The 21,610-nt window shown below is 36.9% G+C and carries 15 protein-coding genes and 1 pseudogene; 10 read left to right on the top strand and 6 right to left on the bottom strand.

The annotated features are described in order from the left end of the window. Positions 1-15: 15 nt before the first annotated feature. Entirely contained in the window at positions 16-2,133 is a 2,118-nt protein-coding gene (locus BTO22_RS07885) for a sensor domain-containing diguanylate cyclase (RefSeq protein WP_105055022.1), read from the bottom strand. Positions 2,134-2,549: 416 nt separating this feature from the next. Between BTO22_RS07885 and BTO22_RS07890 the strand changes: the two genes are divergently transcribed. The 6 genes from BTO22_RS07890 to BTO22_RS07915 all read left to right on the top strand — a co-directional run bounded on the left by BTO22_RS07890 (position 2,550) and on the right by BTO22_RS07915 (position 7,508). Further along, entirely contained in the window at positions 2,550-3,371 is an 822-nt protein-coding gene (locus BTO22_RS07890) for a phosphate ABC transporter substrate-binding protein (protein WP_105055023.1), read from the top strand. A 75-nt stretch (positions 3,372-3,446) separates the two neighbouring features. Further along, the gene (gene pstC / locus BTO22_RS07895) at positions 3,447-4,373 is read left to right on the top strand and encodes a phosphate ABC transporter permease subunit PstC (protein WP_105055024.1); all 927 of its coding nucleotides are present in this window, start codon (positions 3,447-3,449) and stop codon (positions 4,371-4,373) included. Between the two features lie 4 nt (positions 4,374-4,377). Beyond that, positions 4,378-5,235, top strand: a complete 858-nt coding sequence (gene pstA, locus BTO22_RS07900) for a phosphate ABC transporter permease PstA (RefSeq protein WP_105055025.1) — start codon at positions 4,378-4,380, stop codon at positions 5,233-5,235. 71 nt (positions 5,236-5,306) lie between these two features. Beyond that, positions 5,307-6,056 (top strand): phosphate ABC transporter ATP-binding protein PstB, encoded by a 750-nt coding sequence (pstB, locus tag BTO22_RS07905; protein ID WP_105055026.1) that lies wholly within the window; start codon positions 5,307-5,309, stop codon positions 6,054-6,056. A gap of 156 nt (positions 6,057-6,212) precedes the next feature. Further along, positions 6,213-6,803: a porin family protein gene (locus BTO22_RS07910; protein ID WP_105055027.1), complete on the top strand. Its 591-nt coding sequence runs from the start codon at positions 6,213-6,215 to the stop codon at positions 6,801-6,803. A 72-nt stretch (positions 6,804-6,875) separates the two neighbouring features. Further along, positions 6,876-7,508, top strand: coding sequence for a YccT family protein (locus BTO22_RS07915; RefSeq protein WP_105055028.1), 633 nt, complete (start codon positions 6,876-6,878; stop codon positions 7,506-7,508). A 209-nt stretch (positions 7,509-7,717) separates the two neighbouring features. Here the strand turns inward: BTO22_RS07915 and BTO22_RS07920 are convergent, their stop codons facing one another. Both BTO22_RS07920 and torS read right to left on the bottom strand, forming a co-directional pair. Then, complete coding sequence (locus BTO22_RS07920; protein WP_105055029.1) at positions 7,718-9,358, bottom strand: methyl-accepting chemotaxis protein; 1,641 nt, start codon at positions 9,356-9,358, stop codon at positions 7,718-7,720. Between the two features lie 126 nt (positions 9,359-9,484). Beyond that, positions 9,485-12,361 carry a TMAO reductase system sensor histidine kinase/response regulator TorS gene (gene torS, locus BTO22_RS07925; RefSeq protein ID WP_105055030.1) on the bottom strand — a complete coding sequence of 959 codons (2,877 nt, stop codon included), beginning with the start codon at positions 12,359-12,361 and terminating at the stop codon, positions 9,485-9,487. Positions 12,362-12,435: 74 nt separating this feature from the next. On the opposite strand from torS, the gene torT reads away from it, so the two are divergent. Both torT and BTO22_RS07935 read left to right on the top strand, forming a co-directional pair. Further along, entirely contained in the window at positions 12,436-13,431 is a 996-nt protein-coding gene (gene torT / locus BTO22_RS07930) for a TMAO reductase system periplasmic protein TorT (protein ID WP_105055031.1), read from the top strand. 67 nt (positions 13,432-13,498) lie between these two features. After that, positions 13,499-13,954, top strand: a complete 456-nt coding sequence (locus BTO22_RS07935; RefSeq protein WP_060991337.1) for a methylglyoxal synthase — start codon at positions 13,499-13,501, stop codon at positions 13,952-13,954. 83 nt (positions 13,955-14,037) lie between these two features. Here the strand turns inward: BTO22_RS07935 and helD are convergent, their stop codons facing one another. Further along, positions 14,038-16,101, bottom strand: a complete 2,064-nt coding sequence (gene helD, locus BTO22_RS07940; protein ID WP_105055032.1) for a DNA helicase IV — start codon at positions 16,099-16,101, stop codon at positions 14,038-14,040. Between the two features lie 197 nt (positions 16,102-16,298). Between helD and yccS the strand changes: the two genes are divergently transcribed. Both yccS and BTO22_RS07950 read left to right on the top strand, forming a co-directional pair. Further along, positions 16,299-18,467, top strand: a complete 2,169-nt coding sequence (gene yccS / locus BTO22_RS07945) for a YccS family putative transporter (protein ID WP_105055033.1) — start codon at positions 16,299-16,301, stop codon at positions 18,465-18,467. 139 nt (positions 18,468-18,606) lie between these two features. Further along, positions 18,607-19,104, top strand: a complete 498-nt coding sequence (locus BTO22_RS07950; RefSeq protein ID WP_105055034.1) for a glycine cleavage system protein R — start codon at positions 18,607-18,609, stop codon at positions 19,102-19,104. Between the two features lie 68 nt (positions 19,105-19,172). Here the strand turns inward: BTO22_RS07950 and nspC are convergent, their stop codons facing one another. Then, on the bottom strand, positions 19,173-20,273 hold the full coding sequence (gene nspC / locus BTO22_RS07955; RefSeq protein WP_105055035.1) for a carboxynorspermidine decarboxylase: 1,101 nt from the start codon (positions 20,271-20,273) through the stop codon (positions 19,173-19,175). A 134-nt stretch (positions 20,274-20,407) separates the two neighbouring features. Beyond that, a pseudogene (locus BTO22_RS07960) lies at positions 20,408-20,767 on the bottom strand (saccharopine dehydrogenase family protein); the annotation flags it as partial. Positions 20,768-21,610: the final 843 nt, after the last annotated feature.

Raw genomic sequence — 21,610 nt, forward strand, 5'->3', positions numbered from 1 at the left:
TAAAAATAAGTAGCTTTAATTAACCGTTTTACAGCAGATTGAATTCCTTTTTTCTTTCGCTTTATATAATTGAATATCCGCTTCATGATATATATGGTCGATACTTTTGACGGCTTTGTTTGCAACAATACAACCAATAGAAACAGTTAAAAACTCAGAAACAGAACTTAAGTTATGCTCAATTTTCTTAACCGCTAATAGATGTTGAATACGACATGCTATTTGTTCTAAATCATCAATATTAACGCCAGATAAACACACTGCAAACTCCTCCCCACCTATACGGCAAAAAGAAGCTCCCGGAAGCGCATTAACAGCATCATTTAAAATCCTTGCGAGCATCAACAGTGCTTTATCTCCCTGTAAATGCCCATAACAAGTGTTATAAAGTCCAAAAAAATCAATATCAATTAAAAGCACAGCTACGTTTGATGCATTTGGTGTTTTTAATATCTGATTGAATTTTTTTTCAAACTGTCGCCGATTACCAAGCTCAGTTAAAGGATCTTGCAAAGATAATAACTCTAACTGTTCATTCATTGTTTCTAACTGCTTTGTTCTCGCTTTAATTTTAAGTTCTAGTTCTTTATTTAATTTCTCTAAACGTTCAGTTGCTTGGGTACGTTGTAAGACCTCACTTAATGTAGATATAAATAAATTAACTATTTCTCTTTCTTCTGTACTGAGAACTTTCTTCGTCAAAAAGTTATCTACAACAACAAAGGCAAAGGGTTTCTTATCTGTAGTTTGTATTAATGCAATGCCTTTACACCCAAAACCAATCACTTCCATGTCATGAAAAATAGGGGCTGATTCTGTATATATAAGTGTTTCAGGTTTATCTATTGCTTCTTGAACTACATCTAGATTTTCACTATAGAAATAAGATTCATCAACGGTGTTGCCTTGCTGATCTGTCCCCCATGTTCCTTGCAAACTTGTACAGTCTTCATTAGTTAATAAAATGCCAAGACGGTCTACACCTAAATGCTTAATAGCAAAAGAAACTGCACTTTGACATACATCACTTAATGTTTCACAACGAGAGAAACCGACTAAACTGATATTCAATAAACGTACCGCTTGCTCACGTCGCTTTCTAATATAAATCTGAGATAATAATGCTGCAAAAGACTTCAACATCTCTTGCTGATAAATAGTAATTGGTTCACGATGAATAAAGTTATCTAACGCTAACCAACCTACAGGGTAGTTCTCCCCCCTTAATATCAACATCGCATTCCATCCTTCGCCAACAACCTCCCCTGCTGTATAAAGTGGTGCGGGCTCAACGACAACTAACGTTTCTGAACGGCTGTATAGTGCATCAATATAAGAAGGTTCTAATTGATTTAAGTCGTATGTTTTATGATGCTCTCGAACCGTCTCTCCATTCTCATTTGTCCCATATGTACTACTAAAGGATCTCTGCTTATAATCCAGTAGCATAAATACACTACGATCAAAACCCATATCATCTCGAACGGCTTCAACCGCCGCTTTAAACAATTCATCCAATGTTTCATGTTTTGATAAGTTAAGAGAGATATTTTGGACTAGTTTCATTTTATCAAGAAAAAGCTCGCGTTCTTTTATCTCATCTAAGTATTTAGCCGCTCTCATGTCTCTTAAGCGAATTTCATTGCTCGCATTCCTTTCAGCTCTAATACATTGCCACTGAGATGCAGCGATGTATAGAAAGTTCAGCTTATGCTGTTCAGCTAAAATTTCAGGAGAGATCTTTATGTTTTCAATCACTAAATAGGTACGATTACTGGTATGGCTATCTAATACAAACAAGAATGTGTTATGACTCAATGCTTGTCTGTAATCCCAGCCAATGCTATTACTAGCAATAGAAATTAGCCCATCACTACTGCCAAATTGACTAGCCCAAACCCAAAGGCTCATAGGAATACGGTCTAAAGGTAAGTCATCACCATATATATAATCTTCATGATAATCATAGCTGTCTTTACGAAAAGAAATAATGGCTGCTGATGTCGCTTCAAAATTAGATGAGAAGTACTCAAAAAGAAGATCCGAAATGATTTGTCTATCATGACATTGAATTATTTTTTGCTCTAACGTTTGTTTACTCTCAGCGTTAGTCAGTTCAAGACTCTGAATCATTTTTATTTATCAGCACCCAATTCGGATTAATACACAATAATGCATATTTTAAAAAAAATAAGCGAATAAACCACTAGCGCCGTTTATTTATTTGCGAAACACATCAATAAAAAGTTGATTAAATAACAAACGATTACATTCTCATTGGTTGAAATATCACCAAAAAATTAACCATACATGAAGTATCTTCTTATAAAATCATGAATAAAAGTATTATTTATTTTTCATTAAAAACACAAAGAAAAAACATATCTCCATGATAATTAAAAACAAATAGATAAAAAACATTTCCTTAAAAAAATAAATATAGCCTTGTCATACACTTTTAAGAAAACTGAAATATTACTGTCATATAAATTTCCTAAAGTGACCTCGTCAACTTAATCCGGCACGTATGCCTCATAAAGGAAATGAAAATGAAAAAGTCAGTTATCGGCGCACTAGCAATTCTGAGTTCAGTAGTAGCATTACCAGCATCAGCGAAAGAAACTATTTCTGCCGTTGGTTCAAGCAGCGTGACCCCTTTAATGGAAGTGTTTTCTGAAACTTACATGAAAGATCACTCAACCGTGTATATCGAAGTTCAAGGTCCTGGTTCTTCAGCTGGTGTAAAAGCGGCAAAGAATGGTTCTGCAGATTTAGGTATGTCATCACGTAACCTTAAAGCATCAGAAAAAGAATCAACACTAAAAGAATTAGTAGTTGCACACGATGGCATCGCTGTTGTGGTTAACCCAAGTAATAAATTAAAAGGGTTAACTTCTGAACAAGTAACTGCTATCTACAAAGGTGAAGTGAAAAACTGGAAAGAAGTTGGTGGTGCAGACAAACCAATCGTTGCTATTACTCGTGACACCGCTTCTGGTACTCGTGGCGCATTTGAAGACATCATGAGCCTAAAGAAAAAAGTATCAGGTATGAAAGTTTCAGCGATTTCACAACGAGCTCAAGTTGCTAATGGCAATGGCGCCTTAAAAACAATGGTTGCAAGTAATCCATACGCTATTGGTTACATTTCTTTAGGCACTGTAGATAGCTCTGTTCATGCACTTTCAATTGATAATGTAGTACCAAGCGTTGCCGATATTAAAAATGGTACATATAAAGTGTCTCGCCCTTTCCTTGTCCTATACAAAGAAGGACAACCATCAGCTGAAGCTCAAAAATTCCTAGAATGGATGACAGCAGAAACAGCTCAAAACCTAGTTGAAAAGAAAGGCTACATCTCAGTTAACTAATTTCTACCTTAATTTGCCTGACCTGCGAAGGTCAGGCTTTTTCCATTTCGAATTTTTCGACATGTGAGTATTTTTATGACCATCGCAATGAATAATCAAAATTCAGTAAATCAAGATACCCCTTCAAAAAGCCCGCTAAGGCAAAAAAAGCGAGTGGATTGGAGAGAACGAATTTTTCACGGTTTATTTTTAAGTTGTGCTGTTATTGGTATCGTTTCACTAGCAACTATTGCTTATTTCATCGTTAAAGAAAGTATTCCAGCATTCCAACAAGTTGGTGTAAGCGGTATTGTATTTGGTCAAGATTGGCTACCGCCTGCGCTCTATGGTGTCTTCACCATGATTGTTGCTTCTGTTGTGTCAACCTTCGGTGCCGTTCTTGTTGGTGTGCCTATTGGAATACTAACGGCTATTTTTATTGCAGAAATCGCCCCTAAACGTGTTGCTGATATCATTCGTCCTGCCGTTGAGCTGCTGGCTGGTATCCCATCAGTTGTTTATGGTTTTTTTGGTCTTGTTATTATCGTTCCGCTTATTCAAGACGTCTTTCAAGTTCCTGCTGGTAACACCATTCTGGCTGGTATTATCGTGCTAGGAGTAATGATCTTACCTACCGTTATTACGGTATCAGAAACCTCTATCAGAGCAGTTCCTGCCACTTATAAAGAAGGGTCTTTGGCACTCGGGGCATCTAAAATATTTACCATATTCCGCATCCTTCTTCCTGCTGCTCGTTCAGGCATAATGACTGGCGTAATTTTAGGTATTGCTCGAGCATTAGGCGAAACGATGGCAATCATTATGGTTATGGGTAATGCCCCTGCCATGCCAGAAGGTATCTTAGATTCAGCGCGAACATTAACCGCAAACATCGCAATTGAAATGTCATACGCAAGTGGTATCCATGCTAACGCGTTATACGCAACGGGTGTTGTTCTGTTAGTTTTCATCATGTCACTTAACGGCATTCTTCTTTACTTAAATCGTGAAACGGCGAAATAAGACAATGAATAAACTTAAAAAGCAACGTCAAATAAAAGATCAGATTGCCGCGGGATTCATCTGGCTATCAGCCGCGATTACCGTTGGATTCTTATTCTGGATCATCTGGTATATTCTTTCAAATGGCTTACAACACGTAAGTTGGTCATTCATTACCGATGACTACACTCGTACAGGTGAAGAACACGGCATCTTCCCAATGATAGTCGCTACGCTCTATATGGTATTAGCCTCTATTGCTGTCGCTGCTCCTCTAGGAATAATGACCGCAATATACCTAACCGAGTACGCCAAGATTGGCAGTAAGTTCGTTAAAGTTATCCGCTTCTGCACTGAATCTCTTGCGGGCATTCCATCGATTATTTTCGGTTTATTTGGTATGACTTTCTTTGTGGGGATCTTAGGCCTAGGCTTCTCAATCCTTTCGGGTGCATTAACACTAAGTATACTTATTTTACCTGTCATTATCCGAACAACAGAAGAGGCATTAATGGCAGTTCCTCAAACCTTCCGAGAAGGGTCTTATGGGTTAGGAGCATCAAAAATCTATACTATCTGGCGTTTAATTTTACCAAGCGCAATGCCTGGCATTTTAACCTCAGTTATTTTAAGTATCGGTCGAGTAATCGGTGAGTCTGCGCCAGTATTCTTAACCGCAGGTATGGTCGCTCGTATCCCTGATTCATTATTTGATTCGGGTAGAACATTAACCGTTCACCTATATAAGTTAACGACTGAACTCTTCACTATAGAAGAATGGAATCAGGCCTATGGCACAGCAACAGTACTTATTGTTCTTGTCTTAGTTATTAATATGCTTACAAAGCTACTAGCTCAAAAAATAAATAAAGCATCACATTAATATAAAACTTATTACCCATTATTTATTCACTGGTTGCACGAAAAGAAGTTGCAGCCAGTAAGGAAATTAAAATGAACAAATTTAACATTGAAAGCTTAGACCTTTTTTACGGTCAAAACCAAGCACTAAAAAGCATTAACTTACCGATCCCAGCAAAACAAGTGACGGCGTTAATTGGTCCATCTGGTTGTGGTAAATCAACCCTACTTCGTTGTTTGAACCGCATGAATGATTTGATTGAAGGCGTAAAAATAACGGGGCTTGTAAGTCTAGATGGCGATGATATTTACGGTAACATTGACGTTGCCGACCTACGTATCAAAGTAGGAATGGTTTTCCAAAAGGCGAATCCCTTCCCAATGAGTATTTATGAAAATGTCGCGTATGGTTTAAAAGCACAAGGCGTTAAAGATAAGAAAGTATTAGATGCGGTAGTAGAGAAATCATTACGCAGTGCCGCTCTTTGGGATGAAGTAAAAGACCGCTTAAAATCTCATGCTTTTGGACTATCTGGGGGCCAACAACAACGTCTATGTATCGCTCGAACTATAGCTATGGAACCAGATGTAATTTTAATGGATGAACCTACATCTGCATTGGATCCAATTGCTACACATAAAATTGAAGAATTAATGGAAACACTTAAAAAAGATTATACGATTGTTATCGTTACTCACTCTATGCAGCAAGCTCGTCGTATTTCAGATAAAACAGCTTTCTTTTTGATGGGCGAATTAGTAGAGCATGACGATACTCATATTATCTTTTCAAATCCAAAAGATGATCGTACCCAAGGTTATGTAAATGGTGACTTCGGTTAATCCTATTTTTGAATTATAACAAAAGCGATGGAAACTTTTGCCCCTACTAGCTAGGGGCTTTTTTTGTTAAAACTTGTAATTAACTTGTTATATTTATGGATTTATTATATTCATTATGAATAATAAAGATAACTAGATTAAATTACGGATAATTGCATGAAGTTATTGAGTTTTATATCATTTATATTGTTTTCTTTTTCTGTTCAAGCTGATAAATCAGGCTATTACATAACAACTAATCTCGAAGAATCTTCAGTAACTTTTCTTGGGGTTCAAACAGATCTTGATCGTGGTTATAACATTAAAGGTGGTTATGATTTCCCAATTTCAGATACATTTTATATGTCTGTTGAACTTGAATATAACAATATGGGCAGCTTTGATTACGACTGGAAGAAAGATAATGAGTTTGCAAGGAGTCATGTCGATGCCCATTTTTTTGGTGCAAACTTGAAATACCGAGCTTATATATTGGAGTCTGATTTCTTTATCACTAGTATGTTTGGGTATGGCTATTACTACTTAGATATGGATATTGATTTTTACTTAGAAGAAGGAAATAAAGGTTTTAAAGGAAAAGGAGCCCAAAGCCAAAGTGCCTTAGGCTTATCTTATGGTTTTGAAGCTGGATATGACTTTACAACACATTTCACTTTGACAGCAGGTCACAACATAGCACGTGCGATTATGGATGGTATTGGATATGACTTTGGGACCACTTATCTCGGATTAACGTATAATTTCTAATTCAGTTAAGCGTTTATTTATTACTAGAATCTAAGTACACTTAATCTAATAATAATGATTAGGTGTACTTAAATGAAAATTAATTCTCTCTTTGCTGCCAGTATTTGTCTTCTTACTTCAGTAAGTGCAAATGCCTCAATCCAACTGACGATTCCTGGAGATGTTGAGCTACTATTGGTTGACAATCAAGAAGTTGAATTAGAAAGTTCTTTCTTCTCTACTTCATCAAATCTTGAGTTAGAAAACGGCGAGCACCAAATTGCATTTAGATACAACCCAGTCTTTAAACAAGGTAAAGATAATATCATCGTCTCTAGCGATATTATCATTTCTAAATTTTCAGCGTCAGATAAAGAAATTACCTTTAAGTTTCCAACCTATAATTCGCCAGAAAAAGCAGAAGCTTTTAATACTGATTTAAATTGGCAACTTATCGATCAAAATAATACCAAGATCCCTTACGCTCAATCACAGCTTATCCATCACGGTGTTCAAGTTGGTCGAAATATTCAATTTGAACTAGCCCAATTCAATACAACTAACGATCCTGCTGCTTTTAAAGAAGGCATAGTAACCGTAACACATAAAGAAATTAAAAATGAGCAAGGCCAGAATACAGCTGAACAAATGCTGCATTACTGGTATGAAAAAGCAGATAAAGAAACGCAAGACCGTTTTTCCGCTTACTTATTACAAAATAAATAAACGCTCTATACAAATATAATAGACATAAAAATAGCCCACAATCATTGTGGGCTATTTTTTATAAGTACTTAAATTTAAAAATTATACCAATCACAGTAAGTAAGCGCTCAGAAATAGCGCAGGGAAAATGCTTGAGAACAAGGCGGCACTTTTCGACAAATAGCTTCGATAAGTAGTTATTCTACAATCCAAATTTACTACGATTGGTATTACACTTTGAATTGTGAAACCAAACCATCAAGTCTCTCACACTGTTCTGATAATGAAACACATGCACTTTCGGAGCTATTCACCATCTGTACCATTTGAGTACTATTATCAGCAATACGCTGTACATTTGAGTTGACATCATCGCTAACATGACTTTGTTCATTAGCTGCTGTCGCTATATGTGTATTCATATCATTCATAATAACAATCGCTCTTGTGATCTGTTTTAATGATTTAGAGGCTTCATTTGCTAAATCAATCGTTTCTTTGCCACTTTTAGTACTCGACTCCATCGCAACTACCGCTTCTTTCGCTCCCGATTGTAAGCGTTCAATCATCTTTTCAATTTCACCAGTACTGTCTTGTGTTTTACTTGCTAGCGCTCTTACTTCATCAGCAACAACCGCAAAACCACGTCCTTGCTCGCCAGCTCGTGCTGCCTCTATTGCTGCATTTAACGCTAATAAATTCGTTTGGTCTGCAATCCCTTTAATTACATCTAAAATTGATGCTATGTTTGATACATCACTATCCAAAGTATGAATTACAGTACCTGCTTGAGTGATCTCATTAGCCAATCCTTCAATCGATACCACGGTTTGTTGTAAAATGGCTTCTGTCGTATCGGCTTCTGTTGTTGCTCCTAAACTTGCGCGCGCCGCTTCATTAGCATTTTCATTCACCGTATTACTCGTCACTTGCATTTCATGTACAGCAGCTGCAACCACTTCACTTTCTTGTTGCTGGCTTGAAGAGAATTTAGCGATATTGTTTGTTAATACTTGAATATTATCCATTTCTGAACGAACGGTATTAGACGATACAATCACATCTGAAACTGTGCCGTGAATCTTTGATACAAATAAATTAAACGCTTGTGCCAGTTTACCAATTTCATCACTTGAGGTAACCGCGATGCGCTTTGTAAGATCTCCTTCGCCAGAAGCTACCTCTGACATTGCCAGCTCTAATGACTGAATTGGTTTCACAATCCAGTTAATTGATAACCAAATAACAAACAAGCCAAAAATCACAGCACTAATGGCACCAACCTCAGAAATTATTTTACCTGAATTAATCCCATAATGACTTTGCTCTCCTAGTTTGACCTGTTCACTCATAATTAACTTACTAATTGATTTCAGTTGCTTACGTATAATCTTAAACTGGTCTTCTAACTGACTATTATTTTCTTGATAATAGAATTGAGCATCATCAGGGTTTGAGAACAAAGGCTCATAGAGAGCGACCCATTTTTCAGCCGCGTTAATTAACGTCGTTAATTCAAATTGAGTATTTAAAGGTAGGATATTTTCTTGATATAAGACTTCTACTTTTTTTAGACGAGGAATCGCTTTGTAGGCGTTATCTTTAAACTCAAACGAGTGGTGATCTCTTTCTGCCTTCGTAGTTGAAAGCATTAAACCTTGTGCTGCAGCGGTAACTTGATAAAGATCTCGGTATGCATCTTCTAAAGATTCATTTACTGGTTGAACAAGCTCGATTAATTTGTAATTAACCTCCGCTTGCTCATTTAGCTTCATCACATTAAGAGTTGAAATAATACTGAATAAAAAAACAATAGCTACCATTGGCAATGCTATTTTTGTTTTTACTGACAAACGTCCTACTAATTTCATAACCTATCCATATGAAATAAAAATGATTCAACGGACTATATCAAATCGTCATAAATATAAATTGATCACACCCATAGGTATCAGGAATAAATTTACCTCATACCATTGATATTTATAAAGTTAATTTCATTTATCAAAAAAATCATTTAGTGCATCTATTGAGAGCTCATAAACTTGAACTATTTCAATCTCACTGCATTCAGATAAATCACCATTTTTTCCTCTTGCTTCATAAGCATTACAAATCGCATGCAATTGCATTAATCCAAGACTACCTGCAGATCCTTTTAACTTATGAGCGAGCTGATTGACTTGGTAAGCCTCTTTATTAACAATCGCATCTTGCAGTTGAATTAAATTATCTTTAGAGGACAGTCTAAATAATTCAATAATTTTAAGCATTCTAGCCTCACCCAATACGGCAAGATCACTTTCAAGCACTTTTTCATTTAAAATCATATCAATTTCCTCAACAGGGGGGCTGTCAATTGTAGGGTTAAATCCCTCTTGGTTTATATCAAATTCTTTCATAGGATAAACACTACTTAAAAAGCGATTTAACATTTTTATTAATTGATTTTCAATAAGGGGCTTAGCTAAAAAACCATCAAAACCTGCTGCTAAATAGCTTTCTACATCTTCACTAAATACATGCGCAGACACAGCGAGTATCGGCGTATTCTTCGTATCGCCTTCTTTTAATTGCTCGATCTTTCGCAATCGTTTTTGTAAAGTCACTCCATCAGTATCAGGTAAATTGATATCTAAAAGTAGCATATCAAATTGGTCTTTTTTCAAAGCCTCTTCCGCAAGAAGACCAGTATCAACAGCAGTAATCTTATGACCTAAACGTTCTAAAAAACCAACAGCGACCATTTGATTAACAGGATTATCTTCTACTAAAAGAATATGAGCAGGTGCAATATCAGGAACCGTACTATCTTCAGTATAAACGGTAATACAATGCCCTTTTTCCAATTCTAAAGAGAACCAAAATGTACTTCCGACCCCTTCTTTTGAATCAACACCGATTTCCCCATCCATTGCTTCAATTAAGCGCTGGCTGATGGCTAGTCCTAAACCGGTTCCACCATAGACTTTCTGCCCTTCTTCTGCTTGTGTAAACGCTTCAAATAAACTACTTATCTCATGTTCAGCAATACCAACACCTGTATCAACAACTTCAAATAATAATGTGGTATCTAAAATGATATGCAATTGAATTGTTACACTACCTGTATGAGTAAATTTAACCGCATTGCCGACAAAATTATTTAGCACTTGTCTGATCCGAGTACAATCCCCCATCCACCACGCAGGAATGTCTGCAGGAACATCAAAAGCAAGCGTGATCCCTTTTTGTTGGGCTCTTGAACCAAATAAGTGGTGTACGTCGGTAATCATCGAATGGACATTAAAATTAACCTGACGAATTGATAGGTGACCAGCTTCAATTTTCGAGTAGTCTAAAATATCATTAAGTAAATCAAGTAAGTTCTCACCACTACGATTGATAATATCTACATATTGTTGCTGTTGTGCTGTTAATCCACTTCCACGTAATAATTCACCCGTTCCGAGTACACCATTAAGTGGAGTTCGGATCTCATGACTCATCGTAGCTAAAAACGCTGACTTAGCACGATTGGCTTGTTCTGCTAAATCACGCGCTTTATCATGATTAATTATTTCAACATTTAAACGTTCGTTACTCGATTTTAACTCTTGAGTTCTTTGAGCTATTTGTAACTCTAAGCTATCTTTATAATCTTGCAGTTCTTGCGCGGTATCTCTAGCTACAAGAATAGAGCGCCCCATTTGAGCCAATTCATCATCTCCTGATGTATCTAGCTCTATGTCTAATCGCCCATTAGCAACATCGGTAATTGCTTGTTCATATTGATTAAGTCGCATAATTACGCGGGCATATACATAGCGCCACATAATGTAGATAACTAAACATAAACCTAATAATGTAATTGATATAAGAAGCTGTTGAACAACTTTCAAAACAAAGTTCACATCAGCAACGGCTTGTTGCGTAACGTCATTTGCTTGCTCTAAAAGTTGTGCAATAGTGAGATTTAATTCTTGGAATTGATGAATATTTTCATCACTTAATGATTTCAGTTTTTGATTTATATTTACTAATTGAATTAGCTCATTAAAAAGGCGTTCACTCTTAGTTAAATTATTTGCTAATGCCAACATTTGCTTTGTTCTGCTTGGATCTTCTACAGCTTGCACACGGCGAGTAATAATTGTCATGTCTCGATTGAAATCTTGACGTAATTTCTCAACATTCACAATACTATCGCTATTTCTCGCATCATCAATAGTATTAACAACTTTAAAAGTAAGTAGACGTAATTCATGCAAACGCTCCGCTAAATCAAGGTCTATTTCCACCAAAGTATCTAATGCTTTATATACCGAATTTTTATCGTTATTTTCGACAAAATCATAGATTTTAACAACATTCGCAATAGTGATTGTATTAGAGTTAAGTACTTGCGAACGCGCTAATTCTTCTAATTGAAGGGCAGTTTGAGTGAGTTTCTGACTTTTATTTTGAATAAGGCTGTGCAGGACAACTTTCTCACCGACGTTATTTCCCATCGTTGCTAAGTTATCAACAATGTCTTGCACTTGATGATCTAAGCGAGTAAGTAACGCCTTATCAAATGGATAAACCCCTAATCCTTTCAACCTAACATACAAACTTTCAATCGATGTAAATAATTCTTTGCCGTATTTTTTGCGTTCTTTTTCTGAGTTTACTTGAGAAAGTAACTGAGAAGTGGAAATGATTTTTGTACTTAAATCGGAAATATATCGAGCTTCAATAACCGCAGGGATCGCAGAATCTATCACTGTTCTTTCTGTTTTTTCAACATAAGAAAAGCCAAGGACACCTACAACAGATCCAAAAGCCATAAGAGCAATCATCACCATAAAAGTAAGAAATAGCTTTCGACCTATCCCTGTAGAAGCAAATAACATAATCTTGAATACACTTTAGAAAATGAAGTAATGCGAGTATCATATCATCAACCTAAAGTCAGTGCGAAGAGACCATGAAACTTACTTTTCATTCCGTAGCTATCTTATTTATTTCCATCTTATTATCCCCTCTTTCTCACGCAAAAGAGTCATGGAAATTGTGTGCTATTTATCCACACTTAAAAGATTCTTATTGGCTTTCAGTCAATTACGGCATGGTTGAAGAAGCAAAGCGTAATAATGTTGAATTAACCGTTTATGAGTCAGGTGGTTACCCTAATGTTGAACGTCAAAAAGAACAAATCAAACAATGCGTATCTATTGGTGCTGACGCTATTCTGTTAGGTACGGTTGACCCTATTATCTATCAACATGATTTAAAAAGCTTAACCTCGGGAATCCCTACTTTTGCTACTGTAAATCAATTAACAAGTTCATTTCCGCCACTCCCTCCTATTCACCTTGGTGAAGTAGGCGTAGATTGGTATGACATGGGCTATAAAGCTGGGGAATTTTTGGCTAAAAGACACCCTAAAGACTCTGGTATCACTTATATTGGTTGGTTACCAGGACCAAAAACTCGTGGCGGAACAAAACCGGTAACTAGAGGGTTTAATGACGCAATAAAAGAAAGTGATATTGTAGTTAGTGCTACCTATTGGGGAGACAATAGCAAAGAATTACAACGCAACCTTATTCAAGACGCGCTTCAAAGTGAAAAACTAGATTATTTAGTAGGTGGCGCCGTGGCAATTGAGGTTGCTATTAGTGAACTTGCTAGTAGAAAGATGCAAAATGAAGTTGAATTAGTATCTACTTATCTAAGTCATGCGGTATATCGCGGTTTATTACGTAAACGTGTGCTATTTTCTCCTACTGACAAAATGGTTTTACAAGGTAGATTAAGTGTTCAACAGGCGATTGGGTACTTAAATCATAAACCTCTACCTTTTAGATTATCTCCAAAGATAGAAGCATTAACACCAAACCATTTACCAAAAAATGTATTACTCGACTCTCTCTCTCCTGCGGAATACCGCCCTACATTTTTTGTAGGTGTGCAACGTTAGTTTCGGTGTCATTTAATTGAGATGTAAAAGTAATAAATTAAAGAAAATTATAATTAAGGAACCTTTAATGAAAAAGACAACACGGATTATCCCTGCCCATAAAAATATAGCGCTTGTGGCTCATGACCATTACAAACCAGAGCTTTTACGTTGGGTTACAGAAAACAAGGAAGCATTACAAGGTCACTTTCTATTTGCGACAGGTACAACAGGTAATATTCTTAGCAGAGAAACCGGGTTAGCAATTAAAAGTTTATTAAGCGGCCCTATGGGTGGAGATCAGCAATTAGGCGCTTTAATTTCAGAAGGTAAGATTGATATGATGATCTTTTTCTGGGATCCATTAAACGCAGTTCCTCATGATCCTGATGTTAAAGCGCTACTACGCATAGCGACTGTATGGAACGTTCCTGTTGCGATGAATCGCGCAAGTGCGAAACTAATGATTACATCTCCAAACATGACAAAAGAAGTTAAGATTGAGATCCCCGATTACGCAGCCTATTTAGCTGAACGTTTATAATCCAATACGTTATCTAGTCACCGGTTAATAAAAAGCCCTTACCTATTGTTAAGTAAGGGATTTTTCATATATAAGCAATCAAATCATTCAAGAATAACAGGGTAATCTTTATCGACTATTTCTTGAACAAAAGGAGAAGGCTTACCATGATATGCGATCCAGACTTTTTTCTTTGCTCTGGTTAATGCGACATAAAATAAACGACGCTCTTCTGCATAGCTAAACTCCTCTTCATGAGGAAGTAATGCACCATCTAACGATTCAGCTCGAGTTTTCATTGGAAACTGCCCATCTGTCATTTCAACAATGAATACATAATCTGCTTCTGTACCTTTACTTGCATGGCACGTTTTATATTCCAAATTCAATCCAGGATAAAATGTTTTCCATTCATCAAAGCTGTCTGGTTTGTGGTTATGATTACGGCCTAAAATGAGTACAGTATCTCCTGTTTTACTATTTTTTGATAATGACAGTAATTCTTTTTCAATTGAATTATGCTCTATCACTTTTACAGCTTTTCGCTTTTGCTTAGTAAAACTGTTCAGCTCTTTTTTAAGTTGCATTGGATTTTCTTGAACGAATCTATTTGCTACCGCACCAATTTGATCATTAAAACGATATGTTGTCGATAAATGTGCAATTTGAGTTGATTGAAAACGTTTTTCAAATCCAGTAGTTAAAGATACATCAGCACCAGCAAAACGATAAATTGCCTGCCAATCATCACCCACAGCAAACAAGGTCGCTTTTTCTTGTCGTGCATTTTCATTATGACAAATAGCTTCAATTAAATCTAAACGCTGTGGTGAAATATCTTGATATTCATCAACCATGACAAATGCCCAAGGCAAAGCGTATTTTTTATTATTTATATATTGCTTCGCTTTTAAGATCATCAATTCATAATCAATCGCTTCTTCATGCTTTAACGTTCGTTCATATGCCTTGAAAAACGGCCACACGATATTTAATTCACTTTTTAATCGTGCCGCATCAACATGCGATTCTATCTTTTCTAAAATTGCCTTTTTATCCAATTGCAGGGCGTTTAGTTGACAAATTTGTTTATATAACCATTCTTGAAGTTTTTCATTATGTGATTCTTCTTTTAAATCTACATCACCACGAAGATAGGCAATTGGCCACTTTTTAAGGTGTTTTTTCCAACGATTGGTTGCCGTCGCATTTTTCCATTCAGAATCAAGTACATGAATAAACCACTCTTTACGACTTTTTACATCAGTAACAAGACAAGAAAGTTTAGGCTGTTGGTATTCGGCATGACGAATAATTTCTAAACCTAGTTGATGGAACGTAGCAACTTTAATCTTTTGGCCAATATCAGTGCCCAACTTTTCAATGATTCTACCTGACATCTCTTGGGCTGCTTGACGACCAAAAGCAAGTAATAATATTTCCTCTGATTGCGCTTGACCACTTTCAATTAAATAATTCACTCGGGCAACCAACACACTTGTTTTGCCAGAACCAGCCCCTGCCAAAACTAAAGTATGATCTTCATTTAGCAATAACGCACTTTGCTGAGATTCATTTAAAGGCTGAGATTCGCAACCAGAGAAAAAGGCCTTCCATTCTGTTTTTTGGTCTTCTAACCAATCATCATTAAGAACCTTTAATTGTAGTTCAGGATCAGTAAGCCAATCTAAAACAGGCGCAATACAATCTGGTTGAAGTTGCTCAGCAAGCGGAATAGAAATTCCGGTTTTTTCAAATAAATCATACAACTTTTCAACCATCAACAGAGCTTCTGTTTGCTTTAGAAAACGACGCTGCGCTCTAAACTCTTCAACTAAATCCAACATTTGTGGTTTCAGTTGATTAAGCATCGAAATTTTAGATTCTTTCCAATCTGCGTATGAATTTAGTACTGTATTGATGATGGCATCACACTCTTGCCAAGGTAAACCAGAAACTCGCCATGCCACTTGCTCGTTGCGGTTATAAAAACACAGTGAACTCCAAATTAATCCTCTTTGAAAGGTAACCTTGCCACTCCATTTATCAAACGGAACAGATACTTGGAACTTATGTGAAGTAAACAACAGCTGCTCTTGCTCTAATTCAAGTTGATAATAGTCACCTTGAACTAACCACTGAGCGAAGGTGGTTGCTTTTATCTGCATGATTCGATACTACCTAAAGATAATTGTATTTATGAGTGAATTTCTACACTCATGAATGATTGGAAGATGGATAGGATATCAGGTTCTTTTTTTGTTGTCCCAGATCAGTATTAAGACAATGATCTACTCTCTACTACTTTTTTCTCAATAAGACTTTGTTATGATGGTTTTTTTCAACAAATTAGATAATACCTATCGTGAGCTATCGCCAACTTTTTCGTCAATATTGGTCCAATAAAACCATTAATTTTAGTGTTCGTGTATTAATCGCTCTGGTGGGTGCCGTTGTCCCATGTTGGTATCTAGAACAAAACACCGCTATAACCCCATTAATTTTAGGTATTATTGCTGCTGCATTAGCAGAAACTGACGATAAATTATCTGGTCGACTCAAAGCTCTTTTCTTAACCTTTATTTGCTTTGCCGTTGCGGCTTTCTCGATTGAACTTCTTTTCAAAACCCCCGTATTATTTGCGATCGGTCTTTTCTGTTCGACTTTCTCTTTTATCATGCTGGGTGCTTTAGGTCCTCGCTATGCAAGCATTGCGTTTGGCTCTTTATTGATAGCGATTTACACCATGCTCGGTGCATCTGAAAGCCCTAATATTTGGTATCAACCCATGCTTCTGCTTAGTGGTGCTGCTTGGTATTATTCAATTTCACTGACTTGGCAAATTTTCTGGCCTTTACAGCCAGTACAACAAAACTTGGCCACTGTTTTTGAAACCATGGCGACTTATTTGAATAGTAAAAGTGAGTTGTTTCATCCCGTCACAAATTTAATACCGCAACCTTACCGCCTTCAAGAAGCAAAAAATAACGCACAAATGGTGACGGCATTGAATAACAGCAAGGCATCTTTATTAACAAGAGCAAAAGGTGGTCATGTTGTCGGTGCAAGCGACCGTTTTCTGAAAATTTATTTTATTGCTCAAGACATTCATGAGCGAGTAAGCTCTAGCCATTATCGCTATCAAGATCTTGCTAATACATTTAATCGAAGTGACATTCTCTTTCGCTTTAAGCATTTATTACATAGTCAATCGGAAGCTTGTAAAGAAGTCGCTCGTTGCTTGTCTCTTGGCTTACCTTACCAACACACTCAAACTTCTATATTTGCTTTAGATGAACTACAGCAGTCACTTATTGCTTTAAAAGAACAACAGCGACCTGAATGGCGTTTATCTGTCATTCAATTGGAGTATTTGTTTAATAATCTCGCAACCGTTGAGCGCCAGTTTGCCAATATAAGTAACCCAGAACGAAGCTTAGAAAGTGAAGAAGATACAGTATTAGCCGATCAAGGCGCACATACACCAAAAGCAATGTGGCAACGATTAAAAGCGAATCTAACAACAGATTCCGTTCTATTTCGCCATGCAATTCGAATGGCATTAGCATTGACTACTGGCTATGGAATTATTCAAGCATTTGATTTAGACCGTGGTTATTGGATTTTATTAACCACGCTTTTTGTTTGCCAACCAAACTACAGTGCAACCAAAGAAAAACTCGTTGCTCGCGTCGCTGGAACACTTATTGGTTTATTGGCAGGGACGGCACTGTTAGTCTTGTTCCCCTCTCTTGATAGTCAGTTAGTTTTAATGGTTATTGCTGGCGTACTCTTTTTTGCTTTTCGTCTTGCTAATTACGGCTTTGCTACAGCATTCATCACCATCTTGGTTTTATTCTGCTTTAACCAATTAGGCGAAGGCTATGCGGTGATTCTTCCTCGTTTAGGCGATACAATCGTTGGCTGTATCTTAGCGGTAGTTGCTGTTACCTATATTTTGCCTGACTGGCAATCTAAACGTTTACACAAAGTAATGGCTGATACCGTTCATGCCCACCAAGACTATTTATCAAATATTATTGCTCAGTATCGAGCAGGGAAAAAAGATTCTCTTCAATATCGATTATCTCGACGCCAAGCCCATAATAATGAAGCTGCACTTAGCTCGGCAATTAGTAACATGCTTATTGAACCAGGAAAATACCAAACCGCAGTGGACGAATCATTCCGCTTTCTTTGTTTATGCCATGCAATGCTTAGCTACATATCTGCACTTGGAGCCCATAGAGTCCGCCTAAAAGATGAAGAAACACACCAATTAGTTGCCGAATCACACCGTATTATTCATTCGCATTTGAATCAAATTCAATGCCAACTGAGTAATACCGAGTGCAGTGAAAAACTAAATATTGTCGCAGAAGAAAGCATTGAGAAACGATTATCCGAATGGCGTGATGAAGATGAAGACTCAGTCAAAATGGTACTGCAACAACTTCATTTAATGCATCAAATCTTACCTGAAATGCATGCATTATCAGCAACATTAGGCACTCAAGTAACAGAGAAAAAATAGAAGGCTAAAGTTTGAACTGGATCTTTTTGGCTTATCGATAACTTGATGTTTATCAAATTTTTTTAGAACGAGGCGTCTACACTGGTGTTAGAGATACTTTTTAATAAAAGAACACCCTAACTCAGTTGGAGGCCTCACTATGAAAAGTGTATTTATTGCTGCTTTTGTTGGAATTGCTAGCCCAGATTTAATTAAACAACTCGCCTCTGTTACCCATAAGGAAGGAGGAAAATGGCTAGTAAGTAAAGTTCATTACCTTGATGCTCATATCTCAGCGGTAATAAAAATAGAAGTCCCAACAAACCATAAAAAAGCAGTACAAGATTATTTTGCATCGCAAGATGACTTATTGGTCACTTTCACTGATGCATTAGAAACGATTGTTGAACATCAACACACAAGATTAAAAGTCGATGCGGAAGACCGAGCAGGGATCGTTAATGATATTAGTAATATCTTGCAAAAAGAATCAGTTGAATTAATTGATATGAACAGCCACCGTATTGGTGTTCCAGCGAATGGCACCAGTGTATTTACCGCTACATTAAGCTTAAAGTTGCCAATATCAGCTAATATAAATGACTTAGCAGCGGAGATTGAAGCGCTGAGTAATGATATGGTCGTTACTGTTATTTAAATAAAAGCGACGAAGCAATCAAAAATGGCAGCTTACTACGCTGCCATTTTTACATCTAACGATACATATTAGCTTACCGCCCACCTTGATAATGATCGTTTAAAATCGTCATAACCAAATTCATTGAGTTTTTCGATCTCTCCTGTTGCTCTCTCGCAATATACGGATGGCATTTTCAGACCATTAAACCAGTTTAGCTTCACCATGGTATAACCCGCACTATCCAAAAAATGCAGTTTTTGACCTATTTTTAATGGTTGCTCAAATTGCGTTTCGCAAAACTGATCTCCAGCTAAACACGAACAAGATCCAATCACATAATTGTATTTTCCATTCTCAGAGGACTCTAATACCGATGCTGGTTCATTATAGATTAAGGTATCAAGGCGATGTGCTTCTGCTGCAGAATCAACGATGGCTGTTTTCTTACCGTTCTCAACAATATCGACCACACTCACAACAAGATCCGCTGTTTTTGTAATGATCGCTTCGCCCGGTTCAAGGTAAAGTTGCACTTTATGCTTCTCAGAAAACATTTTTAAGGCAGAAGCGAGCTTTTCAACATCATAATTTGGCCATGTAAAAAATACCCCTCCACCTAAGCTTACCCATTCTAGCTTGTCGAGATAAGTGCCGAATTTATCTGAAATCGAATCTAATAACGATGAAAATGCATCTACGTCTTTATTCTCACAATTCATGTGAAACATAACGCCATTCAAGCTTTCAAATACAAGAGGGTCTAATTGATCGGCTTGTACACCTAAACGTGAAAACTCACGCGCAGGATTCGCAAGATCTTGTCCTGCATAACTGACTCCTGGATTTAAACGAAGTCCAACTGACGCTTTCCCTTCAACTAGATGGCGATAAGCAGCTAACTGGGATTGCGAATTAAATATCATTTTATCGCAAATATCGACGACTTCTTTTACATCATCTTCGCTATAACCCACACTGTAAGCATGCGTTTCACCACCAAAAGTTTCATGGCCTAATTTTACTTCGTATGGACCACTGCTAGTTGAACCATCAAGATAAGGCTTGATGATGTCAAAAATTCCCCATGTCGAAAAACATTTCAATGCCAGTACTAATTTAACACCAGAAAGATCTTTCAAGCGCTTCGCGACTTCAAGGTTCGCTATCAGCTTGGCTTCATCAATCATGAAATATGGGGTTTAAACTCACTTTTTTCAATTGAGCTGTCATGATTCTCTTCTCTATAAATCGAACAAAGCCGATGAATTCATCGGCTTAAAATTAATTCACCATCATTTATAATGACGATAGTTATACCCTATTATTTTAGGGTTTTAATGTCTGGTTGTCCCGGCGTTAGCTCTTGAACATGCCAATCTAGACCAATTTTAGGTATTGTTTCTAGGAATGGGTCTGGATCTAACTGTTCCATATTAAATACGCCTACTTCTGACCACTCAGCGTGGAAGTATTGCAATGCTGCAGTAATTGCTGGCACCCCCGTAGTATAAGAAATCGCTTGATGCTCTACATCTTTATATGCAACTTCATGATCAGCATTATTGTAGATAAAGACACTGCGATCTTTTCCATCTTTTTTACCTTGCACCCAAGTTCCAATACAAGTTAATCCTGTATAACCGGGAGCAAGAGAAGTTGGATCTGGCAATTGAACTGATAACTGCGACATAGCAGCATCAGTTCTCTCATCAAAGAGTGCACTCATTTTTATAACCTTGAAAATTAAGATGTGAAAAATCTATCCATAGCAAAATGCATATAGAAATTAAGCCACGTAATGGCTAATGCCAGTCAGTTAAGCGAACATCAATAAAAAAAAGGGCTTCAGACGAATTTATTACAATCATTCTGGAGCCCTTGTTGTATCTATCTTTCACTCTCTTAACGGGTACTTTGCCATATCTATTAGACATTGAATAAATAGTGCATAATTACTCAATAAAGTGACTAACTGATCGGCATTACCACGTAATGGCCATTATTTTTCAAAGGATCAAGGTTCGGTGATGCTTCCTGTTTCTAGGACAGGGCATAATGGAAGTATTAAGCAGATTTGAGAATGTAATTTAAATGTGTTCAATGTTGGGTTTCCCATAAGCATGACGTTACCGTCACTAGTATCCCTTCTATCAACAAATTGTTGTTGATACCTACCCTACGTATTTACTCTTTAAATTTTAATAAAAATATAAAGTTAAAACGCGTCTCCCCCAGAATTATTCCGAGATTGTGAAGGAAAGTAACACAGATGTTTATATTATGGAAATTATCATTCATAGTTGTCAAAGTATAGACGTTAAAAAGCCCAATCATTTCTGACTGGGCTTTTTAATTTGGAGCGACACACGAGGCTCCCGATCTTCGAGGTACTAAGCGTGACCTCAACCTTGGCAAGGTTACGCTCTGCCAGTTGAACCGCTAGCTATTGAGGTCATGAGTCGAGCCTCTTTTTATTCTGCTATAAACGTTAAAAAGCCCAATCATTTCTGACTGGGCTTTTCAA

This window comes from Aliivibrio sifiae, from assembly GCF_002954705.1.
GTDB lineage: Bacteria > Pseudomonadota > Gammaproteobacteria > Enterobacterales > Vibrionaceae > Aliivibrio > Aliivibrio sifiae_A.

What these genes read in the sequence shown, in the direction of transcription:
- BTO22_RS07885 (WP_105055022.1), bottom strand. Translation starts at nt 2,133, where the DNA reads ATGATTCAGAGTCTTGAACTGACTAACGCTGAGAGTAAACAAACGTTA.
- BTO22_RS07890 (WP_105055023.1), top strand. Translation starts at nt 2,550, where the DNA reads ATGAAAAAGTCAGTTATCGGCGCACTAGCAATTCTGAGTTCAGTAGTA.
- pstC (WP_105055024.1), top strand. Translation starts at nt 3,447, where the DNA reads ATGACCATCGCAATGAATAATCAAAATTCAGTAAATCAAGATACCCCT.
- pstA (WP_105055025.1), top strand. Translation starts at nt 4,378, where the DNA reads ATGAATAAACTTAAAAAGCAACGTCAAATAAAAGATCAGATTGCCGCG.
- pstB (WP_105055026.1), top strand. Translation starts at nt 5,307, where the DNA reads ATGAACAAATTTAACATTGAAAGCTTAGACCTTTTTTACGGTCAAAAC.
- BTO22_RS07910 (WP_105055027.1), top strand. Translation starts at nt 6,213, where the DNA reads ATGAAGTTATTGAGTTTTATATCATTTATATTGTTTTCTTTTTCTGTT.
- BTO22_RS07915 (WP_105055028.1), top strand. Translation starts at nt 6,876, where the DNA reads ATGAAAATTAATTCTCTCTTTGCTGCCAGTATTTGTCTTCTTACTTCA.
- BTO22_RS07920 (WP_105055029.1), bottom strand. Translation starts at nt 9,358, where the DNA reads ATGAAATTAGTAGGACGTTTGTCAGTAAAAACAAAAATAGCATTGCCA.
- torS (WP_105055030.1), bottom strand. Translation starts at nt 12,361, where the DNA reads ATGTTATTTGCTTCTACAGGGATAGGTCGAAAGCTATTTCTTACTTTT.
- torT (WP_105055031.1), top strand. Translation starts at nt 12,436, where the DNA reads ATGAAACTTACTTTTCATTCCGTAGCTATCTTATTTATTTCCATCTTA.
- BTO22_RS07935 (WP_060991337.1), top strand. Translation starts at nt 13,499, where the DNA reads ATGAAAAAGACAACACGGATTATCCCTGCCCATAAAAATATAGCGCTT.
- helD (WP_105055032.1), bottom strand. Translation starts at nt 16,101, where the DNA reads ATGCAGATAAAAGCAACCACCTTCGCTCAGTGGTTAGTTCAAGGTGAC.
- BTO22_RS07950 (WP_105055034.1), top strand. Translation starts at nt 18,607, where the DNA reads ATGAAAAGTGTATTTATTGCTGCTTTTGTTGGAATTGCTAGCCCAGAT.
- nspC (WP_105055035.1), bottom strand. Translation starts at nt 20,273, where the DNA reads ATGATTGATGAAGCCAAGCTGATAGCGAACCTTGAAGTCGCGAAGCGC.